This window comes from Pseudomonas endophytica, assembly GCF_001411475.1.
Lineage (GTDB): Bacteria > Pseudomonadota > Gammaproteobacteria > Pseudomonadales > Pseudomonadaceae > Aquipseudomonas > Aquipseudomonas endophytica.
In genome coordinates, this window is the sequence record NZ_LLWH01000220.1 from 1 (window position 1) to 25,934 (window position 25,934).

General features: G+C 54.9%; 24 protein-coding genes. 22 read left to right on the forward strand and 2 right to left on the reverse strand.

What is annotated here, in order from left to right; translation table 11 throughout:
* From AQS70_RS20745 to AQS70_RS20790, 10 genes are all read left to right on the forward strand, one after another.
* Positions 1-477, forward strand: a 477-nt coding sequence (locus AQS70_RS20745) for a Dyp-type peroxidase (protein WP_156355246.1), incomplete at its 5' end; no start/stop codon positions are given.
* Positions 478-519: 42 nt separating this feature from the next.
* On the forward strand, positions 520-1,344 hold the full coding sequence (gene efeO / locus AQS70_RS20750) for an iron uptake system protein EfeO (RefSeq protein WP_055104612.1): 825 nt from the start codon (positions 520-522) through the stop codon (positions 1,342-1,344).
* 481 nt (positions 1,345-1,825) lie between these two features.
* On the forward strand, positions 1,826-2,833 hold the full coding sequence (arnC, locus tag AQS70_RS20755) for an undecaprenyl-phosphate 4-deoxy-4-formamido-L-arabinose transferase (protein WP_055104613.1): 1,008 nt from the start codon (positions 1,826-1,828) through the stop codon (positions 2,831-2,833).
* A 2-nt stretch (positions 2,834-2,835) separates the two neighbouring features.
* Positions 2,836-4,827: a bifunctional UDP-4-amino-4-deoxy-L-arabinose formyltransferase/UDP-glucuronic acid oxidase ArnA gene (arnA, locus tag AQS70_RS20760; protein WP_055104614.1), complete on the forward strand. Its 1,992-nt coding sequence runs from the start codon at positions 2,836-2,838 to the stop codon at positions 4,825-4,827.
* Entirely contained in the window at positions 4,827-5,711 is an 885-nt protein-coding gene (arnD, locus tag AQS70_RS20765; protein WP_055104615.1) for a 4-deoxy-4-formamido-L-arabinose-phosphoundecaprenol deformylase, read from the forward strand. The genes arnA and arnD overlap by 1 nt, the downstream gene beginning before the upstream one ends.
* The gene (gene arnT, locus AQS70_RS20770) at positions 5,708-7,357 is read left to right on the forward strand and encodes a lipid IV(A) 4-amino-4-deoxy-L-arabinosyltransferase (RefSeq protein ID WP_055104616.1); all 1,650 of its coding nucleotides are present in this window, start codon (positions 5,708-5,710) and stop codon (positions 7,355-7,357) included. The genes arnD and arnT overlap by 4 nt, the downstream gene beginning before the upstream one ends.
* Positions 7,354-7,698: a 4-amino-4-deoxy-L-arabinose-phosphoundecaprenol flippase subunit ArnE gene (gene arnE / locus AQS70_RS20775; protein WP_055104617.1), complete on the forward strand. Its 345-nt coding sequence runs from the start codon at positions 7,354-7,356 to the stop codon at positions 7,696-7,698. The genes arnT and arnE overlap by 4 nt, the downstream gene beginning before the upstream one ends.
* Positions 7,695-8,102, forward strand: a complete 408-nt coding sequence (gene arnF, locus AQS70_RS20780; RefSeq protein WP_055104618.1) for a 4-amino-4-deoxy-L-arabinose-phosphoundecaprenol flippase subunit ArnF — start codon at positions 7,695-7,697, stop codon at positions 8,100-8,102. The genes arnE and arnF overlap by 4 nt, the downstream gene beginning before the upstream one ends.
* Entirely contained in the window at positions 8,099-9,463 is a 1,365-nt protein-coding gene (locus tag AQS70_RS20785) for a UDP-glucose dehydrogenase family protein (RefSeq protein ID WP_055104619.1), read from the forward strand. The genes arnF and AQS70_RS20785 overlap by 4 nt, the downstream gene beginning before the upstream one ends.
* A gap of 115 nt (positions 9,464-9,578) precedes the next feature.
* Positions 9,579-11,201, forward strand: a complete 1,623-nt coding sequence (locus AQS70_RS20790; protein ID WP_055104620.1) for an ArnT family glycosyltransferase — start codon at positions 9,579-9,581, stop codon at positions 11,199-11,201.
* A gap of 73 nt (positions 11,202-11,274) precedes the next feature.
* Here the strand turns inward: AQS70_RS20790 and AQS70_RS20795 are convergent, their stop codons facing one another.
* Positions 11,275-12,366 carry an NAD(P)H-dependent flavin oxidoreductase gene (locus tag AQS70_RS20795; RefSeq protein WP_055104621.1) on the reverse strand — a complete coding sequence of 364 codons (1,092 nt, stop codon included), beginning with the start codon at positions 12,364-12,366 and terminating at the stop codon, positions 11,275-11,277.
* 43 nt (positions 12,367-12,409) lie between these two features.
* Positions 12,410-13,966: a L,D-transpeptidase family protein gene (locus tag AQS70_RS20800; protein ID WP_055104622.1), complete on the reverse strand. Its 1,557-nt coding sequence runs from the start codon at positions 13,964-13,966 to the stop codon at positions 12,410-12,412.
* Positions 13,967-14,108: 142 nt separating this feature from the next.
* Here AQS70_RS20800 and AQS70_RS20805 point away from each other — a divergent pair, with 142 nt between their 5' ends.
* The 12 genes from AQS70_RS20805 (at position 14,109) to AQS70_RS20860 (ending at position 25,932) form a co-directional block, all read left to right on the forward strand.
* The gene (locus AQS70_RS20805; protein ID WP_055104623.1) at positions 14,109-14,816 is read left to right on the forward strand and encodes a murein L,D-transpeptidase catalytic domain family protein; all 708 of its coding nucleotides are present in this window, start codon (positions 14,109-14,111) and stop codon (positions 14,814-14,816) included.
* Between the two features lie 236 nt (positions 14,817-15,052).
* Positions 15,053-15,823 (forward strand): FadR/GntR family transcriptional regulator, encoded by a 771-nt coding sequence (locus AQS70_RS20810; protein ID WP_055104624.1) that lies wholly within the window; start codon positions 15,053-15,055, stop codon positions 15,821-15,823.
* Between the two features lie 126 nt (positions 15,824-15,949).
* Entirely contained in the window at positions 15,950-17,152 is a 1,203-nt protein-coding gene (locus tag AQS70_RS20815; protein WP_055104625.1) for an ABC transporter substrate-binding protein, read from the forward strand.
* Positions 17,153-17,219: 67 nt separating this feature from the next.
* Entirely contained in the window at positions 17,220-18,080 is an 861-nt protein-coding gene (locus AQS70_RS20820) for a branched-chain amino acid ABC transporter permease (RefSeq protein ID WP_055104626.1), read from the forward strand.
* 1 nt (position 18,081) lies between these two features.
* Positions 18,082-19,092 carry a branched-chain amino acid ABC transporter permease gene (locus AQS70_RS20825; protein ID WP_055104627.1) on the forward strand — a complete coding sequence of 337 codons (1,011 nt, stop codon included), beginning with the start codon at positions 18,082-18,084 and terminating at the stop codon, positions 19,090-19,092.
* Positions 19,089-19,850, forward strand: a complete 762-nt coding sequence (locus AQS70_RS20830; protein WP_055104628.1) for an ABC transporter ATP-binding protein — start codon at positions 19,089-19,091, stop codon at positions 19,848-19,850. Before AQS70_RS20825 ends, AQS70_RS20830 begins: the two co-directional genes overlap by 4 nt.
* Positions 19,850-20,545, forward strand: coding sequence for an ABC transporter ATP-binding protein (locus AQS70_RS20835; protein WP_055104629.1), 696 nt, complete (start codon positions 19,850-19,852; stop codon positions 20,543-20,545). The genes AQS70_RS20830 and AQS70_RS20835 overlap by 1 nt, the downstream gene beginning before the upstream one ends.
* A gap of 16 nt (positions 20,546-20,561) precedes the next feature.
* Positions 20,562-21,839, forward strand: coding sequence for a Zn-dependent hydrolase (locus AQS70_RS20840; RefSeq protein ID WP_055104630.1), 1,278 nt, complete (start codon positions 20,562-20,564; stop codon positions 21,837-21,839).
* Entirely contained in the window at positions 21,839-23,251 is a 1,413-nt protein-coding gene (locus tag AQS70_RS20845) for an amidase (RefSeq protein ID WP_055104631.1), read from the forward strand. The genes AQS70_RS20840 and AQS70_RS20845 overlap by 1 nt, the downstream gene beginning before the upstream one ends.
* Before the next feature lie 143 nt (positions 23,252-23,394).
* Positions 23,395-24,234 (forward strand): excinuclease Cho, encoded by an 840-nt coding sequence (gene cho, locus AQS70_RS20850; protein ID WP_055104632.1) that lies wholly within the window; start codon positions 23,395-23,397, stop codon positions 24,232-24,234.
* A 360-nt stretch (positions 24,235-24,594) separates the two neighbouring features.
* Positions 24,595-25,119, forward strand: coding sequence for a fimbrial protein (locus tag AQS70_RS20855; protein ID WP_055104633.1), 525 nt, complete (start codon positions 24,595-24,597; stop codon positions 25,117-25,119).
* A 144-nt stretch (positions 25,120-25,263) separates the two neighbouring features.
* Positions 25,264-25,932 carry a fimbrial biogenesis chaperone gene (locus AQS70_RS20860; protein WP_162233918.1) on the forward strand — a complete coding sequence of 223 codons (669 nt, stop codon included), beginning with the start codon at positions 25,264-25,266 and terminating at the stop codon, positions 25,930-25,932.
* Positions 25,933-25,934 lie beyond the last annotated feature (2 nt).

Consider the following 25,934-nt stretch of genomic DNA (forward strand, 5'->3'; position numbering starts at 1 on the left):
CGAATCATTCGTAACTTCGTCGAGCGCTGGGACCGAACGCCGCTGCAAGAGCAACAAAGCATCTTTGGCCGCAACAAGGCCACCGGCGCGCCGATGGATGGCCAGCACGAAACCGATACGCCCAATTACAGCAAAGACCCTGAAGGTAAAGTCACCAAGCTCGATGCCCACATCCGTTTGGCCAACCCGCGTACCGCTGAAAGCCAAAAAAATTTAATTTTGCGCCGCCCGTTCAACTACTCGAACGGCGTCAACAAGAACGGCCAGCTGGATATGGGCTTACTGTTCATTTGCTATCAGAACAACTTAGACAACGGCTTTATCGCGGTTCAAACCCGGCTAAATGGCGAGCCTCTGGAGGAATATCTCAAACCTATTGGTGGGGGCTACTTCTTCACTCTACCCGGCGTACGCAACAATCAAGACTTCATTGGCCGCTCTTTGCTCAATGCTGCCTTACCGCTGACCCGTACATGATTGCGACCTCAACCCACCTCACATACACACCGGAAAAGCCCCATGAAAAAGATGTCGCTCGCCCTGTTTATCGCTTTAGGTTTGCTTCATGCCCCGCTCTCGGTATTCGCGGCGACTGCACCATTGGACTTGGTGCAGCCTATTTCTGACTACAAGATCTACGTCACTGAAGAAATCGACACGCTGGCGCAAGACACTCAGCGCTTCACCGATGCTATTAAAAATGGCGACCTGGCCACGGCCAAGCAGCTATACGCCCCAACCCGCATTCATTACGAGTCGATTGAGCCGATTGCTGAGCTGTTCAGTGACCTCGACGCGTCTATTGACTCGCGGGTTGATGATCATGAAAAAGGCGTGAACGCTGAGAATTTCACTGGGTTTCATCGCATCGAATACAGCCTTTTCTCTGAGAACAGCACTAAAGGCTTAGAGCCGCTAGCGGACAAACTCAACGCCGACGTTAAAGACTTGCAAGCCCGGGTTGCCGATATAACCTTCCCGCCTGAGAAAGTCGTTGGTGGTGCCGCCGCGTTGATGGAGGAAGTCGCTGCCACCAAGATCTCCGGCGAAGAAGATCGTTACAGCCACACCGACTTATATGACTTTCAGGGCAACGTAGACGGCGCCAAGAAAATTTTTGATCTGTTGCGCCCGCAAATCTCGGCAAACGACAAAACGTTTGTCGACAAAGTTGATAAGAACTTCGCAACCGTTAACGACATTTTGGCCAAATACAAGACAAAAGACGGCGGTTTTGAAACCTACGACAAGGTAAAAGACAACGATCGTAAGGCGCTGATCGGTCCGGTTAATACCTTGGCCGAAGACTTATCGACCTTACGCGGCAAGTTAGGATTGAACTAAAAATCCCTATCGGCGCCCTCCTGTGTGATCTGCATCACAGATCGACGGGTTGGCGCAGGGGGTTTCTAGCGTTAAAAAAAGTCCTTTTATGTTTAATCACTGATCTAGGTCATTGTTTAAAATCGCAAAAGCTTCATTCTTGATTCCCCCTGCGTGACGCCTACCCCTCAGCTAATAAAGCCGTAGCCCTAGCGCTACTTGGGTTTTCTGAATCAAACCTGTCCAGGCAATAGAAAATATGGCCTTTTGCTTTAACTTTCATAGGTTTTTTACACCTCTGCGTTTAACGTAGGCACCTGCTTTGGGGATTTTTCCAAATAGTTTGTAAGAAAAATCATGTAGATAACGTGGCTCAATGACTTTACCTTCGCCAGTTTTAGGCTTTAATGCCTGTGGGCGTAGTCTATGAGGGCGCCTGAACAGGCAGACTTTACAGACGAGTCATCGTGAACCATAGAAACTGACTGGAACGAACAATACTTTGAAACCCTACCCTATCCAGTGCGTGTCGATCGTCATTCCGGTCTACAACGAAGAACAAAGCCTGCCAGAGCTGCTTCGACGTACAGAGGCGGCCTGCGCGCAGCTAACCCAATCTTACGAAATCGTACTGGTCGACGATGGCAGCCGAGATAAATCGGCGCAAATTCTGCAAGAGGCCGCTGAGCGTGAAGGCAGCTCGGTCGTGGCGGTTATCCTCAATCGCAACTACGGTCAGCATGCCGCGATCATGGCTGGCTTTGAGAATTCCAAGGGTGATGTCGTTATCACGCTGGACGCGGACTTACAAAACCCTCCAGAAGAAATCCCGCGCTTGGTCGCCCAGGCAGCCTTGGGCTATGACGTGGTCGGCACCGTGCGCAATAACCGTCAAGACTCCGCTTGGCGCCGCTGGCCTTCACGCCTGATCAACTTAGCGGTTCAGCGCTCTACCGGCGTTGCCATGAGCGACTATGGCTGCATGTTGCGTGCCTATCGGCGCTCAATCGTCGACGCCATGCTCGCCTGCCGTGAGCGCAGCACTTTCATCCCGATTCTCGCCAATAGTTTTGCTCGCCACACCACCGAGGTGTTGGTCCAGCACGCTGAACGCGAACACGGCGACTCGAAATACAGCCCGATGCGTTTGATCAATTTAATGTTTGACTTGATCACTTGCATGACCACCACCCCGTTGCGCTTGCTTAGCATCATCGGCTTCAGCATGGCCCTACTAGGGGTTATTTTCGCGATTTTGCTGATCGTACTGCGATTGATTTTCGGGGCTACGTGGGCTGGCGACGGTACTTTCGTACTGTTTGCCGTGCTGTTTGTATTTACTGGCGGCCAATTCATTGGCATGGGTTTGCTGGGTGAATACTTAGGACGCATGTACAGCGATGTGCGTGCCCGGCCACGATTCTTCATCGAGAAAATCGTTCGCGCCGAACCTGCGACAGTTACTGCTGCAACTTGCAACTCGTCTTCTTCTACTTCGACACAGGTCTAACCATGAGTTTGAAAGCCGTTGTTTTCGCCTATCACGATATTGGCTGCACAGGCATCGAAGGTCTGCTTAATGCAGGCTATGAAATTGCTGCCGTGTTTACCCATGCTGACGACCCCTCGGAAAATAACTTCTACGGATCTGTGGCCCAACTCTGTGCGCGCAAAGGCATTGCGGTGCACGCCCCTGAAGATGCTAACCACCCACTGTGGATCGAGCGGATTCGTAAGCTGAATGCCGATTACATCTTCTCGTTCTATTACCGCAACCTGTTAGGTGAAGAGCTGCTGAACAGCGTCAGCAAAGGTGCTTTCAACCTGCACGGTTCGCTACTGCCGCGCTACCGTGGTCGCGCCCCGGCCAATTGGGTGCTGGTCAACGGCGAAACCGAAACCGGCGTGACTCTGCACCGTATGGTTAAGCGCGCTGATGCCGGTGACATCGTCGCTCAAGAACGCATCAGCATTGAGCGCAGCGACACCGCTCTGAGCCTGCACGCAAAACTGCGCGACACCGCGGCTAAGCTTCTGGCCGAAACGCTGCCAGTACTGCCTGAGGGGACGCTCAAAGAAACCGCGCAAGACGAATCCAAAGCCACTTACTTTGGTCGTCGCACCCCCGCTGACGGCTTGCTGCAGTGGGCTCGCCCAGCTGAGGAGCTGTTCAACCTAGTACGCGCTGTTACCCAGCCGTATCCAGGCGCGTTCTGCGCTGTCGGTGAGCACAAACTGATTGTGTGGAGCAGCGAAGTGGTTGCTGGCAATGAAGGCCAAGCACCGGGCAACGTTATCAGCTGCGACCCGCTGCGCATTGCTTGCGGCAAGGACTCTTTGGTCATTACGGCTGGCCAGCGCAACGAAAACGGTTTGTACCTAAGCGGCCCGCAACTGGCTCGCGAATTGGGTCTGGTTGAAGGTTCACGCCTGCGTGGCAGCGAATCCGGGCGTCCCGCTCGCCGCACCCGCGTGCTGATTCTGGGTGTTAACGGCTTTATTGGTAACCACTTGTCCGAGCGTCTGTTGCAAGACGATCGCTACGAAGTGTATGGCCTGGACATCGGCTCCGACGCCATCGACCGCCTGCGCAGCCACCCAAACTTCCACTTCGTGGAAGGCGACATCAGCATCCACACCGAGTGGATCGAGTACCACATCAAGAAGTGCGACGTGATCTTGCCGCTGGTGGCCATCGCAACGCCGATCGAATACACCCGTAACCCACTGCGCGTATTCGAACTGGACTTCGAAGAAAACCTGAAGCTGGTTCGTTACTGCGTCAAGTACAACAAGCGCGTGATTTTCCCGTCTACGTCCGAAGTGTATGGCATGTGCCAAGATCAGAACTTCGACGAAGACACCTCCAACCTGGTTGTTGGCCCCATCAACAAGCAGCGCTGGATCTACTCCGTGTCCAAGCAACTGCTTGACCGCGTGATCTGGGCTTACGGCACCAAGGGCCTGAAGTTCACCCTGTTCCGTCCATTCAACTGGATGGGCCCGCGTCTTGACCGTCTGGACTCGGCGCGTGTGGGCAGCTCGCGTGCAATCACCCAACTGATCTTGCACCTTGTGGAAGGCACCCCAATCCGTCTGGTTGACGGTGGCGCACAGAAGCGTTGCTTCACTGACGTGGCCGACGGCATTGAAGCCCTGGCACGCATCATTGATAACAAAGACGGCAAGTGTGACGGCCAAATCATCAACATCGGTAACCCAGAAAACGAAGCGAGCATTCGTGAATTGGGCGAAGAGCTGCTGCGTCAGTTCGAAGCGCACCCGCTGCGTGACAACTTCCCGCCGTTTGCTGGTTTCCGTGATGTTGAAAGCCAGTCGTTCTACGGCACCGGCTATCAAGACGTTAGCCACCGTAAACCAAGCGTTGAAAACGCACGTCGCTTGATCGACTGGACGCCAACCACGGAACTGAGCGAAACCATTGGTAAAACTCTGGATTTCTTCCTGCGTGAAGCCATGGTTGAAATCGCGGAAAAACGTTAATGCAAGCAGGACTACGTATTGATGTCGATACCTACCGAGGCACCCGTGAAGGGGTGCCTCGGTTACTCGAATTGCTCGAGGAAGCAGGCGTTAAAGCGACTTTTTTCTTCAGTGTGGGGCCAGACAACATGGGTCGCCATTTATGGCGCCTGATCAAGCCTCAGTTCTTTTGGAAAATGATGCGCTCCAAAGCGGCCAGTCTGTATGGCTGGGATATTTTGCTGGCAGGAACCGCTTGGCCGGGTAAACCGATCGGCAAGGATCTGGGGCATTTAATGCGTCAGACCTTGGCCGCGGGCCACGAGGTTGGCTTGCACGCGTGGGATCATCACGGTTGGCAAGCCAACACCGGTCGTTGGAGCCAAGCGCAACTGATTGAGCAGATTCGACGGGGTGTTGACACGCTGAGCGACATCACTGGGCAGCCTGTCGAATGTTCGGCGGCAGCGGGTTGGCGCGCAGATGAGCGCGTAGTCCAAGCCAAAGAAACCTTTGGCTTTCGTTACAACAGCGATTGCCGCGGGCACAGTCTGTTTCGGCCCAGATTGGCTGATGGCAGGCTGGGTGCGCCGCAAATCCCTGTGGATTTGCCCACATTTGATGAAGTCGTCGGCCCTGAGCTCAGCGCTGCCGACTTCAACGCATACATTCTTGATCGCTTCAGCCCACAAAAGCTGAATGCGTACACCATCCATGCAGAAGTAGAAGGGATTCTAATGGCCAATGACTTTCGTCAATTGCTGACGCAGGCCCGTGCCCGCGACATTCACTTTCAACCCCTGCGGGACTTGCTTCCCGCCGACCTCAATGACCTGCCCGCTGGCCAATTGAGCCGCGGCGTACTGGAAGGCCGCGAAGGCTGGTTGGGAGTGCAAAAGCCATGACCCAACGTTGGATGATCCCGTTGCTGGTGCTGGGCTTTATCGCCTTTTACCTGTTACCTCTGGGGACCCACGGTCTATGGATTCCGGACGAAACGCGTTATGCGCAAATCGGCCAACAAATCCTCATAGACGGTAACTGGGTTACCCCGCACTTCATGGATATTCGCTACTTCGAGAAGCCGATTGCCGGTTACTGGATGATAGCTATCGGCCAAGCCATCTTTGGTGAAAACCTATTTGGCGTGCGTATTGCCTCGGCAATTGCCACGGGGCTGAGCGTTCTGCTGGCTTATCTGGTCGCCCGCCGCCTGTGGAATGACCCGCGCAAAAGCTTTGCCTGCGCACTGGTGTACATGACCTTCGGCCTGATTGCCGGTCAGGCTGGCTACTCCAACCTTGACCCGCAGTTCACCTTTTGGGTCAACCTGAGCTTGGTAGCGCTGTGGTTTGCAGTCGACACCCAGCACGCCCGCCAACGCCTGTTGAGCTGGATTCTACTGGGCTTCGCCTGCGGCATGGGCTTTATGACCAAGGGCTTTTTGGCCTTGCTACTGCCGGTACTGATCGCCCTGCCCTACATGATCTGGCAAAAGCGCTTTTTGGAACTGGTCAAATATGGCCTGGTCGCCATGCTGGTTGCATTGCTGGTGTCGTTGCCGTGGGTGTTGGCTGTTCACGCGCAAGAGCCGGATTACTGGCGTTTCTTCTTCTGGCACGAGCATATTCGCCGCTTTGCCGGTGAAGACGCGCAGCACGGTCGCCCTTGGTGGTTCTACTTGCCGCTGATGGTGGTGTCCAGCTTGCCGTGGGCTGCGCTGCTACCGGCCACCTTCAAAGATGCTTGGAAGCAAAAGCGCCATGTCAGCGTGGTCTTTATGCTGATGTGGTTGTTGTTGCCACTGGCGTTATTTAGTTTGAGCAAAGGCAAACTGCCGACCTACATCATGCCGTGCATGTTGCCGTTGGCTCTGCTACTGGGTCATACCTTGATTCAGCGCGTTGAGCAGGTCAAAACCTTGTCGTTGCGCTTGAATGGCCTGGTCGTGCTGTTGATGGGTGCGGTGGGTTTGTTGGCCTTGATCTTCTTCCAGATCAAAAAACCGTTCTACGACAACGAAACGCTGCACATGACACTGCTGATCGTGGTGTTGCTGACCTGGGTCGTGACTGGCCTGCTGGCCATGACACGCCCGGTAAAAATGTGGGCGGCGCCGGCCATCGCTATGGGCGTTCTGGTTCTGGTTTTACCCGCCAGCATGCCAACCAGCGTTGTTCACAACAAAATGCCAGATCAGTTTGTCCTGCATCATCTTGAAGCACTGGAGCCGGCAACGGCCTTGTTGAGTAATGATCTGGGCGCGGCTTCAGCACTGTCTTGGCGTCTTCGTCGCCCTGACGTCACGCTGTACAACACCCGTGGCGAAGTTAAATACGGTTTGGGTTATGAAGATGCCCAAGGCAAGACCATTGGTCTTGAAGAAGTTCAGCCGTGGGTCGCAGCGGCACGTCTTAAAGGGCCCGTGGGTGTAGTCATGCGGGTCAAGGACAGCGATGAAAGCCATGAAATGGACATGCTGCCCAAAGATGCTCAGCGGTTTGACGAAGGCAACATGGTGATCTTGATCTACCCGCAGACCACTCCATGACCATCACCCTGTTGTTATTGGCCTGCCTACTGACCTGCGCAGGCCAAGTGGCCCAGAAGTACGCCGTCGAAAGCTGGCGTGGGCTTGAGTCGGGGATCGCACTAAAACTGCGCTCCCCCTGGCTGTGGCTGGCCTTGCTTTGTCTGGGTCTAGGGTTGCTGGTGTGGTTACTGGTATTGCAACGGCTTGAAGTGAGCATCGCCTATCCAATGCTCAGCCTCAATTTCGTATTGATTACCTTGGTCGCAAGGTACCTGTTTAAAGAAAACATCGACCTGCGCCATTGGTGTGGTGTGGGCTTGGTGATTGCCGGTGTGGTTCTGTTAGGGCAACACGCATGAGCCTGGGCCGTGGTTTTATTTTTGCTTCAGGCAGTGTGCTGCTGGTCAGCGGTGCTCAATTGGGCATGCGCTGGAGCATGACGCGCTTGCCAGAACCCAGCCAATGGCTGAACGCAATCAGCCAAGGGGATGTTTCATTAGCCGCGCTGGCAGTCGTATTCGCTTCCATCATGGCGTATGCGCTGTCGATGCTCTGCTGGCTGCTGGCCTTGCGCGACTTGCCACTGGGGCGAGCATACTCGCTGCTCAGCTTTAGCTACGCGCTCGTTTATCTGCTGGCCGCCAGCTTGCCGGTCTTCCATGAAAGCTTCACCTTTTCAAAAACCCTAGGAGTGGCCTTGGTCATTCTGGGGGTGCTGACGATCAACTCTCGACGTACCCCAAGTTCCAGGAACAGCGCATGAAAATCAGTGTATTCGGTAGCGGTTATGTGGGCCTGGTGCAGGCAACGGTATTGGCAGAAGTCGGCCACGACGTGATTTGCATGGACATTGATCAGAAAAAGGTCGAGCTGTTACAGCAAGGTCACGTCAGCATTTTCGAACCGGGGCTTTCCAACCTGGTGCGTGAAAACCTTGAAAGCAAACGTCTGCGCTTCACCAGCGACGAAAAAACGGCTGTTGAACATGGCCAAGTGCTCTTTATCGCAGTGGGCACCCCGCCCAGCGAGGACGGCTCGGCAGACCTCAAAGCAGTATTCTCAGTGGGTGACGCGGTTGCCCGCCACCGCGTTGAGCCGGTGATTTTGGTCGAAAAATCCACCGTACCCGTGGGCACCGGTGATGCTCTGACTGCGCACATCAATAACGCCCTGAGCCAAAGTGAGCGCTCGTTGCAGTTCGACGTTGTCTCCAACCCCGAGTTTCTTAAAGAAGGCTCAGCCGTCAGCGACTGCCGCCGCCCCGACCGCATCATCATTGGCTGTGAGCGTGACGAAGTCCGCGACGTCATGCGTGACCTGTACGCACCGTTCAACCGCAACCACGACCGCATCATCAACATGGACTTGCGCAGCGCAGAGCTGACCAAGTACGCGGCTAACTGCATGCTGGCGACCAAAATCAGCTTTATCAATCAGATCGCCGAACTGGCCGAACACTTAGGCGCTGATATTGAGTCGGTACGTTTAGGCATCGGTGCTGACACCCGCATTGGTTACCACTTCATCTACCCTGGCTGTGGCTATGGCGGTTCGTGCTTCCCTAAAGATATGCGCGCACTGATCCACAGCGCTCAGCAAGTCAATTGCTCCAGTGATCTGCTGCAAGCCGTTGAAGCCATTAACGAACGCCAGAAACACAAATTGTTTGATCGCATTAATGCCTTCTTCAAAGGCGACCTCAAAGGTAAAACCTTTGCCTTGTGGGGCTTAGCATTCAAACCCAACACCGACGACATGCGCGATGCTCCGAGTCGCGTATTGATGCAAGCATTGTGGGCGGCAGGCGCAGACGTACGTGCTTTCGACCCCGAAGCGATGCAAGAAACCCAACGTTTGTACGGCGATGAACCACGCTTGAGCCTGATGGGCACCCCGGAGTCCACCCTCCAAGGCGCCGATGCCTTGATCGTGTGCACGGAGTGGCAGCAGTTCAAAGCGCCAGACTTTGATCTGATCAAACAACGCCTTAAAACCCCGGTAATTTTCGACGGTCGCAACTTATACGACGGCGAGCGCCTGAGCCGCCTGGGCTTGCAGTACTTCCCGATGGGCCGTGGCGAGTCGTGTAACTTGCCGGTATCTCAGGGTTCAACAGCCCCATAAGCCACCAACAACGCCGCCATTGACAACAATGGCGGCGTTTTTTTTGCCTACGTCTTAAGAAGCTACCGCGCCAGCGGTGGGTATGTGTCTGTCTATTGAGTCAAGGAAACTCGACATGCCGGCGTTCTCTTCTCCCAGCGTTTTACGCGCGTTGCACCGACAGTCCCTGCTACTGGGTGCGCTGACATTATTGCTGTTTAGTGTGGGTGATATTCACCAGGCCGCGATTGGGTTTGATTCGCGCTTTGTGATGTTTGCCAAAGAAATGCTGCGCCACGGTCCGAGTTTTTTTCCCACCACTTACGGCCAACCTTACGCCGACTATAACGCCACCACGACGCTGTTTATCTGGTTACTGTCGTTGCCGTTCGGCGAGGTCAACAGCCTCACCGCTTGGCTGCCCACGGCAATTGCCAGTGCAACCATCGTGACGCTGATCTACCGTTTAGTGGCTCCACAGTCCACCACATGGGCCTTGCTCAGTATTGTGTTGCTGTTGATGAGTGCGACGTTCATCACCGAAACCCGCGCTGTGTCACTGGACCAGATGCTCGCAGCGGTCAGCTTAGGCGTGTTCTACCTAGCCTATGCCCACGATCATTTTGGCGCGCCGCGCCGACATTTTTGGCTGCTGGTGTTACTGGTACTGGGCTTTGCCATTCGCGGCCCCATTGGTTTGGTCATTCCCACGGGCATGCTGTGCAGTTACTGGCTACTAAGCGGCCAATGGCGGCGCATGATCAGCGTGGGCTTACAGGCTTTGTTGTTATTAGTGCTGTGCATCGGACTGCTGCTGTTGCTCGCGTGGATAAGTGGCGGGCAAGCCTTTGTACAAGACGTGATTCGCATGCAAGTCACGGGGCGTATCGACGGCTCTGAAGGTGCCAGTAGCACGTTCTATTACTTCACTAGCTCCATGGGTAACTATGCCCTCGCCTACCCTTTAGCCGTGCTGGTCTTGGCGGTCACCCTGATCGCAGGGCGCAAACCGTCGAGCCCCGCCTTGCATCTGGTTAAGTACTGCGCGGCGGCAGGGTTGATCGTGATGATCGGCCTGTCGATCCCACAAGCGAAGAAAGCCCGTTACTTGCTGCCCATGCTACCCATGGCCGCGATTATTGCTGCGTATCCATTCATGGGCATGCAAGGTCGAGCGTTTGCGTGTCTACGCGTGATGATTCAGGTCATTTTATTGGTAATGCCCGCTCTGCTCATCGCAGGCTTGATCGTTGCAAGCAAGCGTTTCGCGGATGAATTGCCGCCGCTGAACACGATCTACAGTGTGCTCGGGGCGCTGCAAGTGGTCGCGTTAGGGCTATTATTCAACGCCCGGGTGCGCGCTGTTGGCTTGGGCGTTTGTGCAGTAGTGGCGATGTGGAGCAGCGCCATTGTGGTGCTCGAACCCGCTGAGCAAAACGCATACAACACACGAGATTTCACCGTGAACGCCATGCACCTGATCGACCAAGCCCCGGCCCCGTTGGTATTGCATGGCATGGCCAAAGACGCTAAGGCCATTAAATTTATGGTCAACGTAGATCGTGATTTGCTGCCAGTATTCACCCCTTCAGCCGTTGAATTAGCCGCCATAGAGGCTCCAGCGTGGATCGTGATGGATCGTAAGGATTACCAAGGAATGCAAGGCACCCCACTGGGCAACACTGTTCCGGCATTAAGCGGACGGTTCGATAAAAACGACTACGTGTTGCTGCATTTAACCCATAGCAAGGGCGATTAGCCCTTGCCGGCGTTAGCTTGTCTCGCGATCTGTTTAAGATCAAAAGATCGCGAGCAAGCTCGCTCCTACAAAGTTACTCTGCGTTTTTTGCGGCGCGTGCAGCGTAATCGTCAATCAGTTTACGAGTCAGCTCAAACGATGACAGCTCAGCCATACGCCCTGGGCTTAAAGGGAACGCCTGACCTGCCCACAAGTTGATGAAATCATCAGAACCCGAAGGCTCGGATTTAGCTTTCAATGGAAGCAGTACCCCGCCTGCCAACGGAAATTCTGGAGCCTGCGGGTTTATCGGCCCGACCTCACGCATCACCCGATTAACAATGCCGCGAGCCGGTCTGCCGGTGAACAGATTAGTCAGCGCCGTATCGCTGGCATTGGCCTCGCGCAGCGCCCGATGATGGGGCTTGGAGATCTTAGCCTGCGGGCAAAACAGATACGCAGTACCTATTTGAACGGCACTGGCGCCCAGCGCAAAGGCTGCCGCAATACCGCGTGCATCAGCAATTGCGCCAGCCGCAATCACTGGCACCGAGACAGCATCCGCGATTTGCGGGACCAACGCGAAGGTGCCGATTTGGCTGTTCAGCTCACGGGTTAAAAACATCGCCCGATGACCTCCAGCTTCGCTACCCATGGCAATAACGCCATCGCAGCCATTCATTTCGAGCCACTGCGCCTCTTCTACGGTAGTCGCCGAGCTAAGAATCTTTGCACCGGTGGCTTTGACTCGAGCGACCCACTCTTGCGCAGGCAAGCCAAAGTGAAAGCTCACCACAGGTGGACGCAGTTCCTCGATCAGCGCACAGGTGGCCTCATCAAAAGGCGCCCGACTCGAGATCGGCGTTGGCGCGTCATAGTCGGCGTCCAACTCTTGATAATAGGCTTTAAACAGGGACTTCCAACGCTGTATCTGAGCCTCGTCGTACTCGGGCGCTTGATGGCAGAAGAAATTGAGATTGAAAGGTTGATCGCTAGCCGCTCGAAACGTCGCCACCTCTTCGCGAATAGCTTCCAGGCTCAAGGTGGCGCACGCCAAAGAGCCCAAACCGCCCGCCTTGGCTACACCCATCATGACGTCAACACCAGCACCCAGCATGGGCGCCTGAATGATGGGAGCGCTGATACCGAGCAAGTCGATAAAGCGTGAGTCAGGCCAACACGTCATGGTTTTATTCTCAGCAGGGATGAGTGGTAAATAGTGACCGCGACTAACGCTTATTGGCCAGTGCTTTTATTAGGGCCTGGTCACGGCTGTAGATGTCCGGCGTGTAGATCACATTGCCAGCAGCGTCGGCTTGCGCCGTCCAGTAAGTCATCAAGATTGGCTTAGGGTCAGACAGGCGAAATTCATGGGTTTTACCCGTGCTGAGCAAGTCTTCGGTGCGATTTTTTTCGGCGGGTGTTACCAGCACATCACGCAGTTGGAACACCGACTCAACCCGCACACAGCCTGAACTAAAAGCCCGCGGGCCTTTGCTGAACAACGCTTGGCTTGGCGTGTCGTGCAAGTACACAGAGAACGGATTCGGGAAACGCAGCACAATTTTGCCCAGCGGGTTTCTGGGCCCGGCGCCTTGGCGCAACAGGATATTGCCGGGACGATCCCAATCAATACTTTGTGGCGATAACGGCTGGCCATTGCTGTCGATGACTTGCAGGTCATGGCGGCTCAAAAAAGACGCATCGCGGCGAATTTGCGGCAGTTTGTCTTCTTTAAAAATGGTTGGCGGAATGGTCCAGGTCGGATTTAGGGTCAAACGCGTTACCCGTGACTTGAGTAATGGCGTTTGACGATCAGGCCGCCCTACTTGAGTTCGGGTTTGCCACACCGGAGCGCCATTTTCGTAGACGGTCAATTTCGCAGCAGGCACATTCACCAGCAGCATCGACGGCTCGAAATCCTGAGCCATCCAGCGAAAGCGCTCCAAGTTTATTCTCAATTGCTCGCGGCGAACTTCAGGGCTCACATTCAGCTCTTTCAACGTACCGGCGCCAAGGATGCCATCGGCCTGTAATGAATGGTTGAGCTGAAAGCCTTTGATGGCTGAAACAAGCTCATTGCTATAGAGGTTATCGAGGGGCGCAAATGAGTGATCCAAGTACCCTTCGCCCCGCAGCCGCTGAACCAGCACTGGGACTCGCGAGTCTTGCATGCCAGGGCGTAGCACGGGGCCGTCCGGTACGGTTGGCCAAATCGGCAACGGTTGCAGGCGTTGCTGGGCATACACGTGACGCAAGTTCTTATACAGCTCAAACCCAGGGCGCGCCTGTGCAAACCCTTGGTCAATGTTGTTCAGCCCCAACTGCGCGATCGAAAGAATCGGGGTTCTGTCTGGCGTGACCTCATTGGCATGCCACACCGGTTCGAAACGGGCTTGCGGCAAGCGACCGTAGTGCAGGTCTTGTAGAGCCTGCAGATATTGGCGACTGATTTCGATATCGGCGCACAGGTCTTTAGGCTCGGGCAATGGGTAGTTCAGAGGGTCAAGGCCGTCGTCTGCAAGACTGGGCAAAGCGGCTTTAAAGGCTGCCAGACGCTCTTTGTCAGCCCAAATTGGCTGGTAGTTCTGGCTCTGGTAAAAAGCTTGCAGTAACGCCTGCGCAGGTTCGTTGATACGGCTGGCTAAGGTTGGGCAGGCTTGTGGCAGTTGAGTCAGTGTCACTTGCACCATGCCTAACGGCTCGACGGGCAGGTCATCCGCCCGCGCGACCAGTGGCGCTGCGAGCAGGGCAAGGGTGAAGTAACATGCGTGTTTTTTGATCAACTGCTTAACTCCAGTCCGTGGCCTTTGTGTGAGGGTCACCATGATGCTTGTCGCGCTATACAGTCAGGCTAGCATCTAAATCGCAGCTGCCCTTGGATCAGCGCAATGTCATAAGTCTATTTACTGTGGAAACTCTCTTAATATGCTGATTTTTTTGCGACGACTGTTTTTGGTCGCCGCGTCCCTGGGTTCTGTCTGCAGCCCAGTGTTCGCCGCCAATGCTTCTACCCCGGTGCTTTATAACAGCCTTGCCCAGGCAGCTCCGGAACTGAATCCTCAAGTCCTTGAAAGTGCCCTCAGCGCGATGCAATGCGCGGTTAACAACGGGGCCAGTAAAGCTCGGCACTTAGCGGTTATCGACTATTCAATGCCATCAACGGCTAAGCGTTTATGGATTTTCGATTTAAAGGCCAAAAAGCTGGTACTGCGTGAGCTTGTGGCTCATGGTCAAAACTCCGGTCAAAACTTTGCTACTCGGTTTTCCAACAGCGAGGGCAGCTTCCAGTCCAGTCTGGGTCTGTTTCGCACTCAAGAAAGCTACCAAGGTGCAAACGGCTATTCGCTGCGCATGGACGGTCTTGAGCCGGGTATCAATGATCGGGCCCGTGATCGCGATATCGTGATTCACGGGGCCAGCTATGTGAACCCTTTGTGGAGCCAAAGCCAAGGGCGCATCGGTCGCAGCCAGGGTTGTCCAGCCGTACGCCCTCAAGTTGCGCGCCAAGTGGTTGACAACCTGAAGAACGGTCAGTTCATGTTTGCGTGGTATCCCGATCAACGTTGGTTGAAATCTTCGGCGTATCTAAACTGCAAGCCACAGCTAGTGGCGAGTATTGTTTCAACCAAGTAGAAAAAAGTTTCTCTGTAGCCGCTGACGAGCCACGAGGCCGCGATGGGTTGCTCAGCAATCCTTTGCGGCGTCCCTACGGTGCTCATCGTCGGCCTGCGCCTCGTCAGCCACTGCCCTCCATACTCATTTGCGACGCCTTTTCTCTGGAGGCGACACCTCTAAGCGTCTAGGGTTGACTCAATAGGTTCGTGTCTATTTATTACTATTTATCCGCATTAATACGATAAATAGAACAGATGCTTAATCGCCCGATTCGCCGCAAACGCCAGAAGCTCTCCGATGTCATTGTCGAATCGGTGAAGCGTTCAATTGTGACCGATGCGCTAAAACCCGGCGACCGCCTGCCCACTGAGCGTGAGTTGATGGAGAGCTTTCAATGCTCCAAAGGCTCCGCGCGCGAAGCACTCAAGGCGCTTGAGGTCGAGGGGCTCGTCAGCACCCGCACGGGGCCCAGCGGTGGGGCTTACCTAAATCAAGCTGGAACCGAACCGGCCAGCCGCGCACTGCGCAATTATCTGCACTTCCAGCATTTGGACGGCGAGCAGGTGTATCAACTGCGCAAGGTCATTGAGGTTGAGTTGGCGGTGTCGGTCATCGGCCGCTTAAGCGCTAAGGATTATCAGGCGCTGCAAGCCAATGTGGATTTTTGCAGCGCGCCCGAAGACAGTGAAGAAGGCCAGCGTGAGCAACGCTTGGCCGAGATTGAATTCCATAACCTGTTGGCTGGCGCCTGCCCTAACCCGCTGCTGAGCTTTATGGCGCAGTTTCTCAACGATTTACTACGCGATCTGGTGGTGCTGAAAAAAGCCTACAAACCAAAACGCAAACAGTTCGATGCCGCCAACCTTGATTATCACAAGCAGTTATTGATTGCTTTGCGCGCCGAGGATGAGGCCAACGTTCGCAGTTTGATGCATGAGCATATGTGTGACGCCGAGCACCATATGACCGCCTTAGAAGGCCAAGTCAGCCCGCACTTCTTGCTTGAGTTCGATCACTCTCACTAAGCCGTTAAATCATAACCGTGTGTTAGCACGTACTGTCGCTCTATCTAATAAAAGGCCTGTTCACAGGACCTGATCCGCCGTTTGCCATTGCTACTCCTGCCAATAATTAAACCAGGGAGTTACCCTATGCAACGTCGTACTTTGTTGAAAGCCGGGCTGGTTGCTGCCAGTGCGTTAAGCCTTCCGCTAGGCATACGCCAAGCTTTCGCCGCACAACCTTTTACCTTCTATGGCCTCAAGTCCATGTCTGGAGCCTTTGCCAGTTATGGAAAGTTTGCCGACATGGGCTCGCGCTTGGCCGTGGAGCAGTATCCGCAGCTGTTGGGCAGGCCGTTGAACTACAAAGTCATCGACACCGAAGGTAATGCTGGCAAAGCAGTACGCAAGGTTCAGGAAGCCATTGGCCAAGACGGCGCGAGGTTTTTCCAAGGCTGCACGCTGTCGTCTTCAGCCTTGGCGGTGGCGAAAGAAGTCAACAAAACCCAAGGTGTTTTTATGACCCCGGTCGGGGCGGATGAAGTGACCGGCAAAGATTGCAACAGCTCCACATTTCGCTGGTCGGTGCCCACTTACGGCGCGGTGCGCGAAACCTTAGTCCCGCTGATCAAACGCCTGCCAGAGGCTAAACGCTGGTACACCATCACCCCGCAGTATGTGTTCGGCGAGGCGCTACTCGACGGCACGCGCCAAGTGCTTGAAGAACATGGCTTGCAATTGGTGGGCAACAGTTATCACTCACTACAAGAGCAGGAGTTTTCCGGCTACTTAACCAACGCTATTTCAGCCAAACCCGACGTGCTGGTACTGCTCAACTTCGGCAGCCAATCCAACAATGCGCTGCGCCAAGCCGTGAATTTCGGCATGAAAGAACGGATGAAGATTTTGCTGGTGTGGTCGGCCGGGCTGGATCAATTTCAGGAGCTGGGCAGTGATGTGCTGGAGGGTGTTTACCTTGGGGCGCAGTACTGGCACCAAGTGGACAGCCCGCTCAACCGCGAACTGGTCAAAGCGACCCAGGCCAAATACGGTATTAACCCCAACTACCCGCTAGCCGCCGATTACATCAGCACTAAAGTCATGCTCGACACCATCGCCGCCACTGGCAGCTTTGATGGTCCGACGGTGGCAAAAGCCATGCAGGGCTTGAGCTACGAAGGTCCGACCGGCAAAGAAACAATCCGCGCCGGTGACCATCAAGTGATCAAAGATTACTACCTGATGTTAGGCAAACCTGAGAGCGAAATGGCTGACAAGGACGATCTGGCGATGGTTGTCAGTTCGGGTCAGTCGTTTACACCGGTTGCCGACACCGGCTGCGTACTCAGCTAACCCCCCGATTATTTGGCGCTTGCTATACGCAGCCGGTCAACCACGACCGCCTGCAGAGGGTATCTGCATGCTCGAACTTTATATGTTTCAGATTCTCAATGGCCTAGGCCTGGGGATGATCTACTTTCTGATTGCGGTTGGGCTGACCATCATTTTTGGTCTGCTGAACTTCGTCAACTTCGCCCACGGCGCGTTTTTCCTGTTGGGTGCCTACCTCTGCTACACCGCGGTCAGCCTCACCGGTAATTTTTGGCTGTCGCTGCTGATTGCCCCCCTACTGGTTGCCGCCTTGGCCTGGATCATCGAGCGGGTGCTGATTCAGCGAATTTATAACCTGCCGCACATGTTTCAGATTCTAGTGACGCTGGGGATCGCACTGATCATTCAAGAAGCCAGCGTGATGATATGGGGGCCGGTTGGTAAAAGCGTCGCGGTCCCGCCATTGCTTCGCGGCGTGGTCGAAATTGGCGATTTTGTGTACCCCTACTACCGCTTGTTTCTGATTGTGTTCTCGGCGCTGGTGGGCTTTGCCCTGTGGTTGCTGCTGGAGCGCACACGCTTTGGGGCGTTGGTACGCGCTGGCAGTGAAAGCACTGAAACCGTGTCGTTGCTGGGCACCAACATCTTTCGCCTGTTCTCCATGACCTTCGCCCTAGGCGCAGGGCTGGCCGGTATTGCCGGTGTGCTATTCGCGCCGTTGCGCGGCGCTCAGCCTTTTGTGGGCCCGGAGATTCTCGGCGTAGCCTTCGTGGTGGTGGTGATCGGCGGCATGGGATCGTTCAGTGGCGCATTGGTGGGTGGTCTGCTGGTGGGTGTGGTGCAAAGCCTGATGACAACTATCTGGCCCCAAGGCGCGAGTCTAATGATCTACGGCGCAATGGCCATAGTGATTTTGCTGCGTCCTTACGGCCTGTTTGGGAGAGCCTGACATGAGCGAGAAAAACCCCCTGCCCTTCGCCAAGACTCAGTCGCGCTCAATGCTGCTGTTGGTGATTGCCGTGCTGATCGTACTACCGCTGGTCTTACCGTCGGCCACACTGGCCACCGAAATCTTGATCTTCGCCATGGCCGCGTTGGCCTGCAATTTGTTACTGGGTTACACCGGGCTGTTGTCGTTTGGCCAAGGTATTTTCTTTGGTGCAGGCTCCTATTGCGCGGCCTTGCTGATGATACATCTGCAATGGGGGCTGTTCAGCGCGCTGTTGGGCGCAGCCATCGCTGGTGCTTTACTGGCCTTTTTGGTGGGTGCCTTGGCGATTCGCCGCACGGGTATCTACTTTGTGATGCTGACCTTGGCATTCAGCCAGATGGCGTACTTCCTAACCTACACCCTGAGCGGCTGGACCGGCGGCGACAATGGCTTGCTCGACGTGCCACGGCCTGAAATTCGCATCGGCGATACAGTTTTGCTGTCGCTGGCGGATGCGCGCTACTTCTACGGTTTTGTCGCGGTGTTGTTTTTGCTGATTTTTATGGGCGCACGCCGGGTGATTACCTCGCCCTTTGGCAGCACGCTGATGGCCATCCGAGAGAATGAAACCCGTGCAACGGCCATCGGCTACGACACGCGTCACTTCAAGATCTTGGTGTTCATGTTGTCAGGCGCCGTGACCGGTATTGCCGGGGCACTGTACGGCATGCTGCTGCACTTTGTACCGCTGTCCAATATCGACCTGATGATGTCTGAAAACATTCTGATCATGACCATTGTCGGCGGCACAGGGTCGCTCTTTGGATCGTTGCTGGGCGCAGGGTCCATTGTTTTGCTGGGTGAATTCTTGTCTGACCTGTGGCCGCGTTGGCTGATGCTGCTCGGGGTCATTTTGATTGTGATCGTCGTGTTTATGCGCGGCGGCCTGTGGGGCGGGTTGAGCAGCGTTTTCGAACGCATCAAAGGCTCGCGCAAAAACAGCCTCCCGAATCAGGAGCAACAGCCATGAGTGCAAGCAGCCCTTACCTGCTAGAAACCGAAAACCTGAAGTTATCCTATGGCGCTTTCAACGCCGTAAACGGGGTCAATCTAAAGGTTGAGCAAGGCACTATCCATACCGTAATCGGCCCTAACGGTGCGGGTAAAACCAGTCTCTTTCACTGCTTGACTGGCGAACGCCGTGCCACTGACGGGGCAATTTTGTTCGGTGGTAAAAACATCATTAAAAAACCGTCTCATGGCCGAGTTGCACTGGGGATGGCTCGCTCTTTTCAACTCACCAGCTTGTTCCAGAATCTGAGTGTGCGAGAAAACTTGCGGCTTGCCGCACAAGGCCGTGACGGGCTGAGTGCATTGAACTTCTGGCGCCGGGTAGACAGCCGTCGCGAACACTGGGACATGGCTGACCAAGTGCTGGAACGCCTGCACTTGACCTCGCGCGCCAATACCTTGGCTGGCGAGTTGTCCCACGGTCAGCAACGGGTACTGGAGGTCGGTATGTCGATTTGCTCCAAGCCCAAACTGTTGATGCTCGATGAGCCGACCTCGGGCATGGGGATCGACGATATTCCGATCATGACTCAACTGATAAGCGACTTGGGCCGTGATCACACGGTGCTGCTGATCGAGCACAACATGAGCATTGTTATGTCCATTAGCCAACGCATCACGGTGATGAGCCATGGCCAGATTCTGGTCGAAGGCAGCCCTGAATTTGTCCGCGCGGATGAACGTGTGCGCACCGCCTACTTGGGAGAAGCCGCCTGATGCTAATCGTCGACAACATCCACTCTTATTACGACAAAAGCCACGTACTTGAAGGCGTCTCGCTGCAGGTGAACCCCGGCGAGTTGGTGACCTTGCTGGGCCGTAACGGCGCGGGCAAGACCACCACGTTGCGCAGTATCTTGGGGGTTATCTGCCCCCGTCAGGGGCAAATTCGCTTTAACGGACAAGACATGGTGGGCCGTAAGATTTTCGAAATCGCCCGCGAAGGTTTGGCGCTGGTGCCGGAACATCGCGGGATTTTCCGCCTGCTGAGCGTTGAAGAAAACTTGCGCATTGCCCAACGTAAAACCAGTCGCTGGCAGCTGGAGGACGTCTACGGGATGTTTCCACGGCTTAAGGAGCGGCGTAAAAACGCTGGCCATGCGCTGTCCGGTGGTGAGCAGCAAATGCTCGCCATCGCGCGCGCCCTGATCAATGACCCCAAGCTGCTGATTCTTGATGAGCCCACTGAGGGGCTGGCACCGGTCATCGTCGACGAGCTGGTTAAGATCCTGCGCAAGATCAAGGATGACGGCTTGCCAGTACTGCTGGTGGAACAAAATCTAATGGTCTGCGACAAGCTCGCCGACCGTCATTACGTGCTTGAACAAGGCCGCGTCGTGTATGAAGGCAGCGCCGCCGATTTTCGCGCCAACCCAACGATCAAGAACCGCTACCTGGCCCTTAGCGCCTAAAGGGAGACTCGTGTCCATGAACAGCCCTATCGTGTTATCCGACCTTTTCAAGACTGATGCGCCATTCATTAACCGCGACCGCCTATGGCAATCGCTGATGTATCTGGCCCAGCTCGGTGCCACCGCTAAAGGCGGTGTGTGCCGCTTAGCCTTGACCGACTTGGACCGACAAGCCCGCGATTTGTTTGTGCGCTGGTGTGAAGAGGCCGGATGCAGTGTCAGCGTTGACGGGATCGGCAATATCTTTGCGCGTCGCGCCGGGCGGCAACCCGACCTGCCTCCTGTCATGACGGGGAGCCACATCGACACCCAGCCCACCGGCGGCAAATTCGATGGCTGCTATGGGGTGATGGCAGGGCTAGAAGTCATCCGCACGTTGAACGATCTGCAACTCATTACCGAAGCTCCGATTGAAGTGGTGGTCTGGACCAACGAAGAAGGCTCGCGGTTTCCACCGTGCATGATGGGTTCCGGGGTGTTCGCCGGAAAGTTCGACCTTAATGACACGCTCAATAAAGTGGATGAACTGGGGCTTTCAGTGGGTGCCGAATTGCAGCGCATCGGTTATGCGGGCACACGTTCGGTACTCGGACATCCGGTGGGCGCGTATTTTGAAGCGCATATCGAGCAAGGTCCGGTACTCGAAGACCGCCACACCACGGTCGGCGTAGTGATGGGTTGCCTCGGCCAAAAGTGGTTCGACCTGACCCTGACCGGGGTTGAAGCCCACGCGGGCCCTACCCCCATGCATTTACGCAAAGATGCACTGGTCGGCGCGGCGCACGTGGTCAGCGCCGTTAACCGGATTGCCCATCAACATCAGCCCCACGCGTGCGGTACCGTGGGCTGCCTGAGTCTGCACCCCGGCTCGCGTAACGTGATCCCAGGCCAAGTGCACATGACCATCGACCTGCGGCATCTGCATGCTGATCACTTGCAAGCAATGGTCGATGAAGTACGCGAAGCCATCGACGTGGCCTGCACTGAACACGGCTTGAGTTTTGAGTTGACCCCTACTGCTGATTTCCCGCCGCTGGACTTCAACCCGGCTTGCGTTAATGCCGTGCGAGATGGCGCGCAACAATTGGGCTTTAGCCATATGGACATCGTCAGTGGCGCCGGGCACGACGCCATCTTTGTGGCCGAGCTGGGCCCGGCCGGAATGATTTTTGTGCCTTGTGAGGGCGGCATCAGCCACAACGAGATTGAAAATGCTGCGCCCCAAGACTTAGCCGATGGTTGCGCGGTATTACTGCGGGCCATGGTCAATGCGGCGCAAGGAGGCAAAAAATAATGAGTACGACACCTGACATTGGCCAGATGAACGCCGTCGAGTTACTGACCCGCTTCCGCGACAAAAGCTTGTCACCGGTGGAAGTGACCGAAGACGCACTGCTGCGCATTGAACGCTTCAACCCAGCGGTCAACGCTTATTGCCATGTTGACCCGCAAGGCGCGTTGCAGGCGGCACGCGAATCGGAACAGCGCTGGTTAAAAGGCACGCCTTGCGGTGCGCTAGACGGCGTGCCCGCGTCGATCAAAGACCTGACCCTGACCCAAGGTATGCCGACCCGCAAAGGCTCGCGCACCACCAAGGCCCAGGGCCCTTGGGAAATCGACGCCCCGTTTAGTGCGTTTATGCGCAAGGCAGGCGCGGTCTTGCTGGGTAAAACTACAACCCCAGAATTCGGCTGGAAAGGCGTCACTGATAACCCACTGTATGGCATCACCCGCAACCCGTGGGACACCCGGCAGACCGCAGGCGGTTCATCTGGCGGGGCCGCCGCAGCCGCCTCGCTTAACCTCGGCGTATTGCATCAGGGCAGTGATGCTGGCGGCTCGATTCGTATCCCATGCGCATTCACCGGTACGTTTGGCATCAAGCCGACCTTCGGCTACGTACCGCAATGGCCGGCCAGCTCCATGACGATCCTTTCGCACTTGGGGCCAATGACCCGCACTGTAGAAGACTCAGTCTTGATGCTGCAAACCGTGGCCAAGCCTGACGCCCGCGATGGTTTAATCGCAGCCCCACGTAGCACCCCGTGGTTGCAGCAGAGCAATGACCTTAAAGGCTTGCGCATCGCCTACAGCCCGAACTTCGGCTATGTAGACGTCGATCCTGGTGTCGCCCGAGTAGTGGCTCGGGCTGTTGCGCGACTGGTCGAACTGGGCGCGCATGTCGAACAGATCGACCCCGGTTTTAGCGACCCGCTAGAAACGTTTAACACCTTGTGGTTTGCCGGGGCTGCACGCTTAGCAAGCCAACTCGACAGTGCCCAACGCGAGCTGATGGACCCTGGCCTGCAACGCATTGCAGCGCTGGGAGCGCAGATTACCCTTGAGCAATACAGCGCCGCGCTGGAAGCACGAGCGGCCTTGGTGGCGCACATGAGCGCGTTCCATCAGCGCTACGACATCCTGATCTCACCCATGTTGCCCATTACCGCCTTTGCTGCTGGGCATAACGTGCCGCCCGACTCTTCATTCACAGACTGGATGCAATGGACCCCATTCACCTATCCGTTCAATCTCACACAACAACCCGCGGCATCGGTGCCCTGTGGGTTGGCCGATAATAGCTTGCCGGTTGGTCTGCACGTGGTAGGCGCACGTTTTGCTGATGATCAAGTACTGCGAGTGTGTCGGGCGTATGAACAGCACTTTCCAGAGAGCCATCCACACGCACCGGTAACGCCCCTCTAAAACCTATCCAGCTGGAGCGGACTTGCTTGCGATCTTTTGGCCCTCAGCATCAAAAGATCGCAGCCTTCCTGCTTTGGCAGCTCCAAGAGTGATTCTGACCAGCGGCTGTCATATTCCGTAACCAATGCCGCACTATAACGGATATGCATTTACGCCCAGTCAATCCCACCCCCGCTTATGAGTATCCCGAGCACCTTCGCGCGCAAGTTGAGGCAGCGCCGCGCGCGCCGGGTGTTTACTTCTTCTACGCCCAAGACGACTCAATGCCGCTTTATATTGGCAAAAGCGTTGATATCCGAAGTCGACTTCTTGCCCACCTGCGAACCCCCGAGGAAGCGCGGATGCTGCGCCAAGCGCAGAGGATTGAGTACGTACAAACAGCCGGAGAAATTGGCGCCCTGCTGCTTGAATCGCGCCTGATCAAAGAACTGCAACCTCTTAAAAACAAACGCCTACGCAAGCAGCGGCGTTTGTGCTCGATACGCATCAGCAACGGCACAGTAGAAATCATCGACACCACCGACCTGTCGGGAGCTAGTCAGTTATACGGGCTATTTCGTAACAAACGCATGGCCACCGAAGCGTTGACGCTAATAGCTGACGAACATCGTCTATGCCTGCACCTGCTCGGCATTGAAAAATCCCTTGGGCGCAGTTGCTTCAGGGCGCAAATAGGTAAATGCGCAGGCGCTTGTAGAGGCGATGAAAGCCATGAGGCTCATAGCGAGCGCTTATTAAGTGCACTCAAAGGTTGGGCAGTACACCGCTGGCCATACCCCTGCGCTATCGCTCTGCACGAACGCCACGCAGAGCGTGAGGAATACCACGTCGTAGACAACTGGCATTACATCGGGACTTACGCCACGCAAGCTCAAGCGAGGCAGGCATCCAAAAGTACAGGCCAAGCATTCGATGCCGACTGTTACAAGATCCTTGTAAGGCCGGTGCTGCTCGAAAGTACAGCGCTGATTTTGCTTGATTAGCAGGCGTTAATTTCAACATTTAGCACTCGTATCATTCGGTTTTTCATTGGGCACGGCCGCTATTATTCATCTGAGTTATCTTCAGTACCCCTCTATTATTAATCTCAACCAACAACACCTAATTGCAAGAGCCCCGCGCTAGTAAAGACAGCCATTCAAACTTACGCAAGAAATTAAAAAAATTCTTATCGAGCGAGTTACTGCTGATTAGGCTGCGTGATATTACATTGATATTACACAGCAAAAGACACACAGCGCTAAAAATAATAAAAACTTTTAATAACTTGCGCTTTTTGGAAGTAGCTTCTTAACTCACGGCGGCTAAAGGACCACTACTAAACGTCACATAGGAGATACACCATGAAACGGATCGCTTTCGTTATCGCTGCTACCTTCCCTGTTATGGCTTTTGCAGCCTCTAACAACACGATTACGTTTAACGGACAAGTGTCCGCTCAAACGTGCACCGTGGCAGTTAATGGCAATCAGGCTAACCCGGTTATTTTGCTTCCCACCGTGAGCGCCGCATCGTTAAGCACAGCAGGTAGTACAGCAGGAGAGACTACATTTACGGTTAGCGTCAGTAATTGCGATGCACCCAGCACCGCCTTGCCGATTAAAACTGCGTTCTTAGGTAATAACGTCACCAGTGATGGAAATCTCGGTAATACCGGCACGGCCACTAACGTGCAAGTTCAATTGCTCGAGGCGTCTGGTGGTACAGCTATTCAACTCCAAGGAACGACGTCAGTGTCTGGTCTGGTACTGGATGTCGACGCAACAGAAGCCAGTCATGACTTCGCCGTTCAATATGTCAGCGTAGTGGGTGGAGCGACTGCAGGTACTGTTTCAGCCAGCGTGCAATACGCTCTGGATTACCTGTAAGTCAATCATCCTTTCTGCCGGGCTAAACGCCCGGCAGTCATTTTGCCGCCATTTAAACACTCTTTACACACTGTGTATGGATACGCTATGTCTTGCCTTAAAAAAGTTCCCTTGGCCTTGGCCTTTACCTTATGCAGTCTTTCAATGCACACCGTAAGTGCCAGCGTTGTCATGACCGGCACCCGTGTTATCTATCCCGCTGACGCGTCGGAGAAGATGGTTCAACTGAGTAACCAGGACACGCATCCTTACATGGTGCAACTGTGGACTGATAGTGACCCTAGTAATAATGAGGTGCAGAAGGCCAGCGCCCCTTTTATTGCAAACCCTCATATATTTCGTATTAACCCCAACGCAGGGCAAATCGTGCGGCTTGTATTTACCGGCGGCGAGTTAGCTAAAGACAGAGAAACGCTGTTTTATCTGAGCTTCCTGCAAATGCCAGCCATCAGGGCTAGCGAATTACAGGCCAATAAGTTGCTGCTTAGCGTCAACAGCCGAATGAAACTCTTCTATCGACCTCAGCCGTTGGTGGGTAATCCTGATGAACTGAGTAAGTCACTCAGTTTCAAAGTAAACGGCAAGACTATCGTCGCCCGCAATAACAGTGGTTACTTCGCCACTGTGCGCGACGCTAAAGTAGTTCACGCTGGCCAGCCACTGCCGTTGAATCAAGCCGTGATGATTCCTCCGTTAAGTGAAGTTAACTGGACAGTTCCCCCCCGGAGTACGGCTACCCGTGGCGATACGTTACGCCTGACGTTGGTCAACGATTATGGTGCTGATATCACCACTGACCTTCTCCTAAACTGACG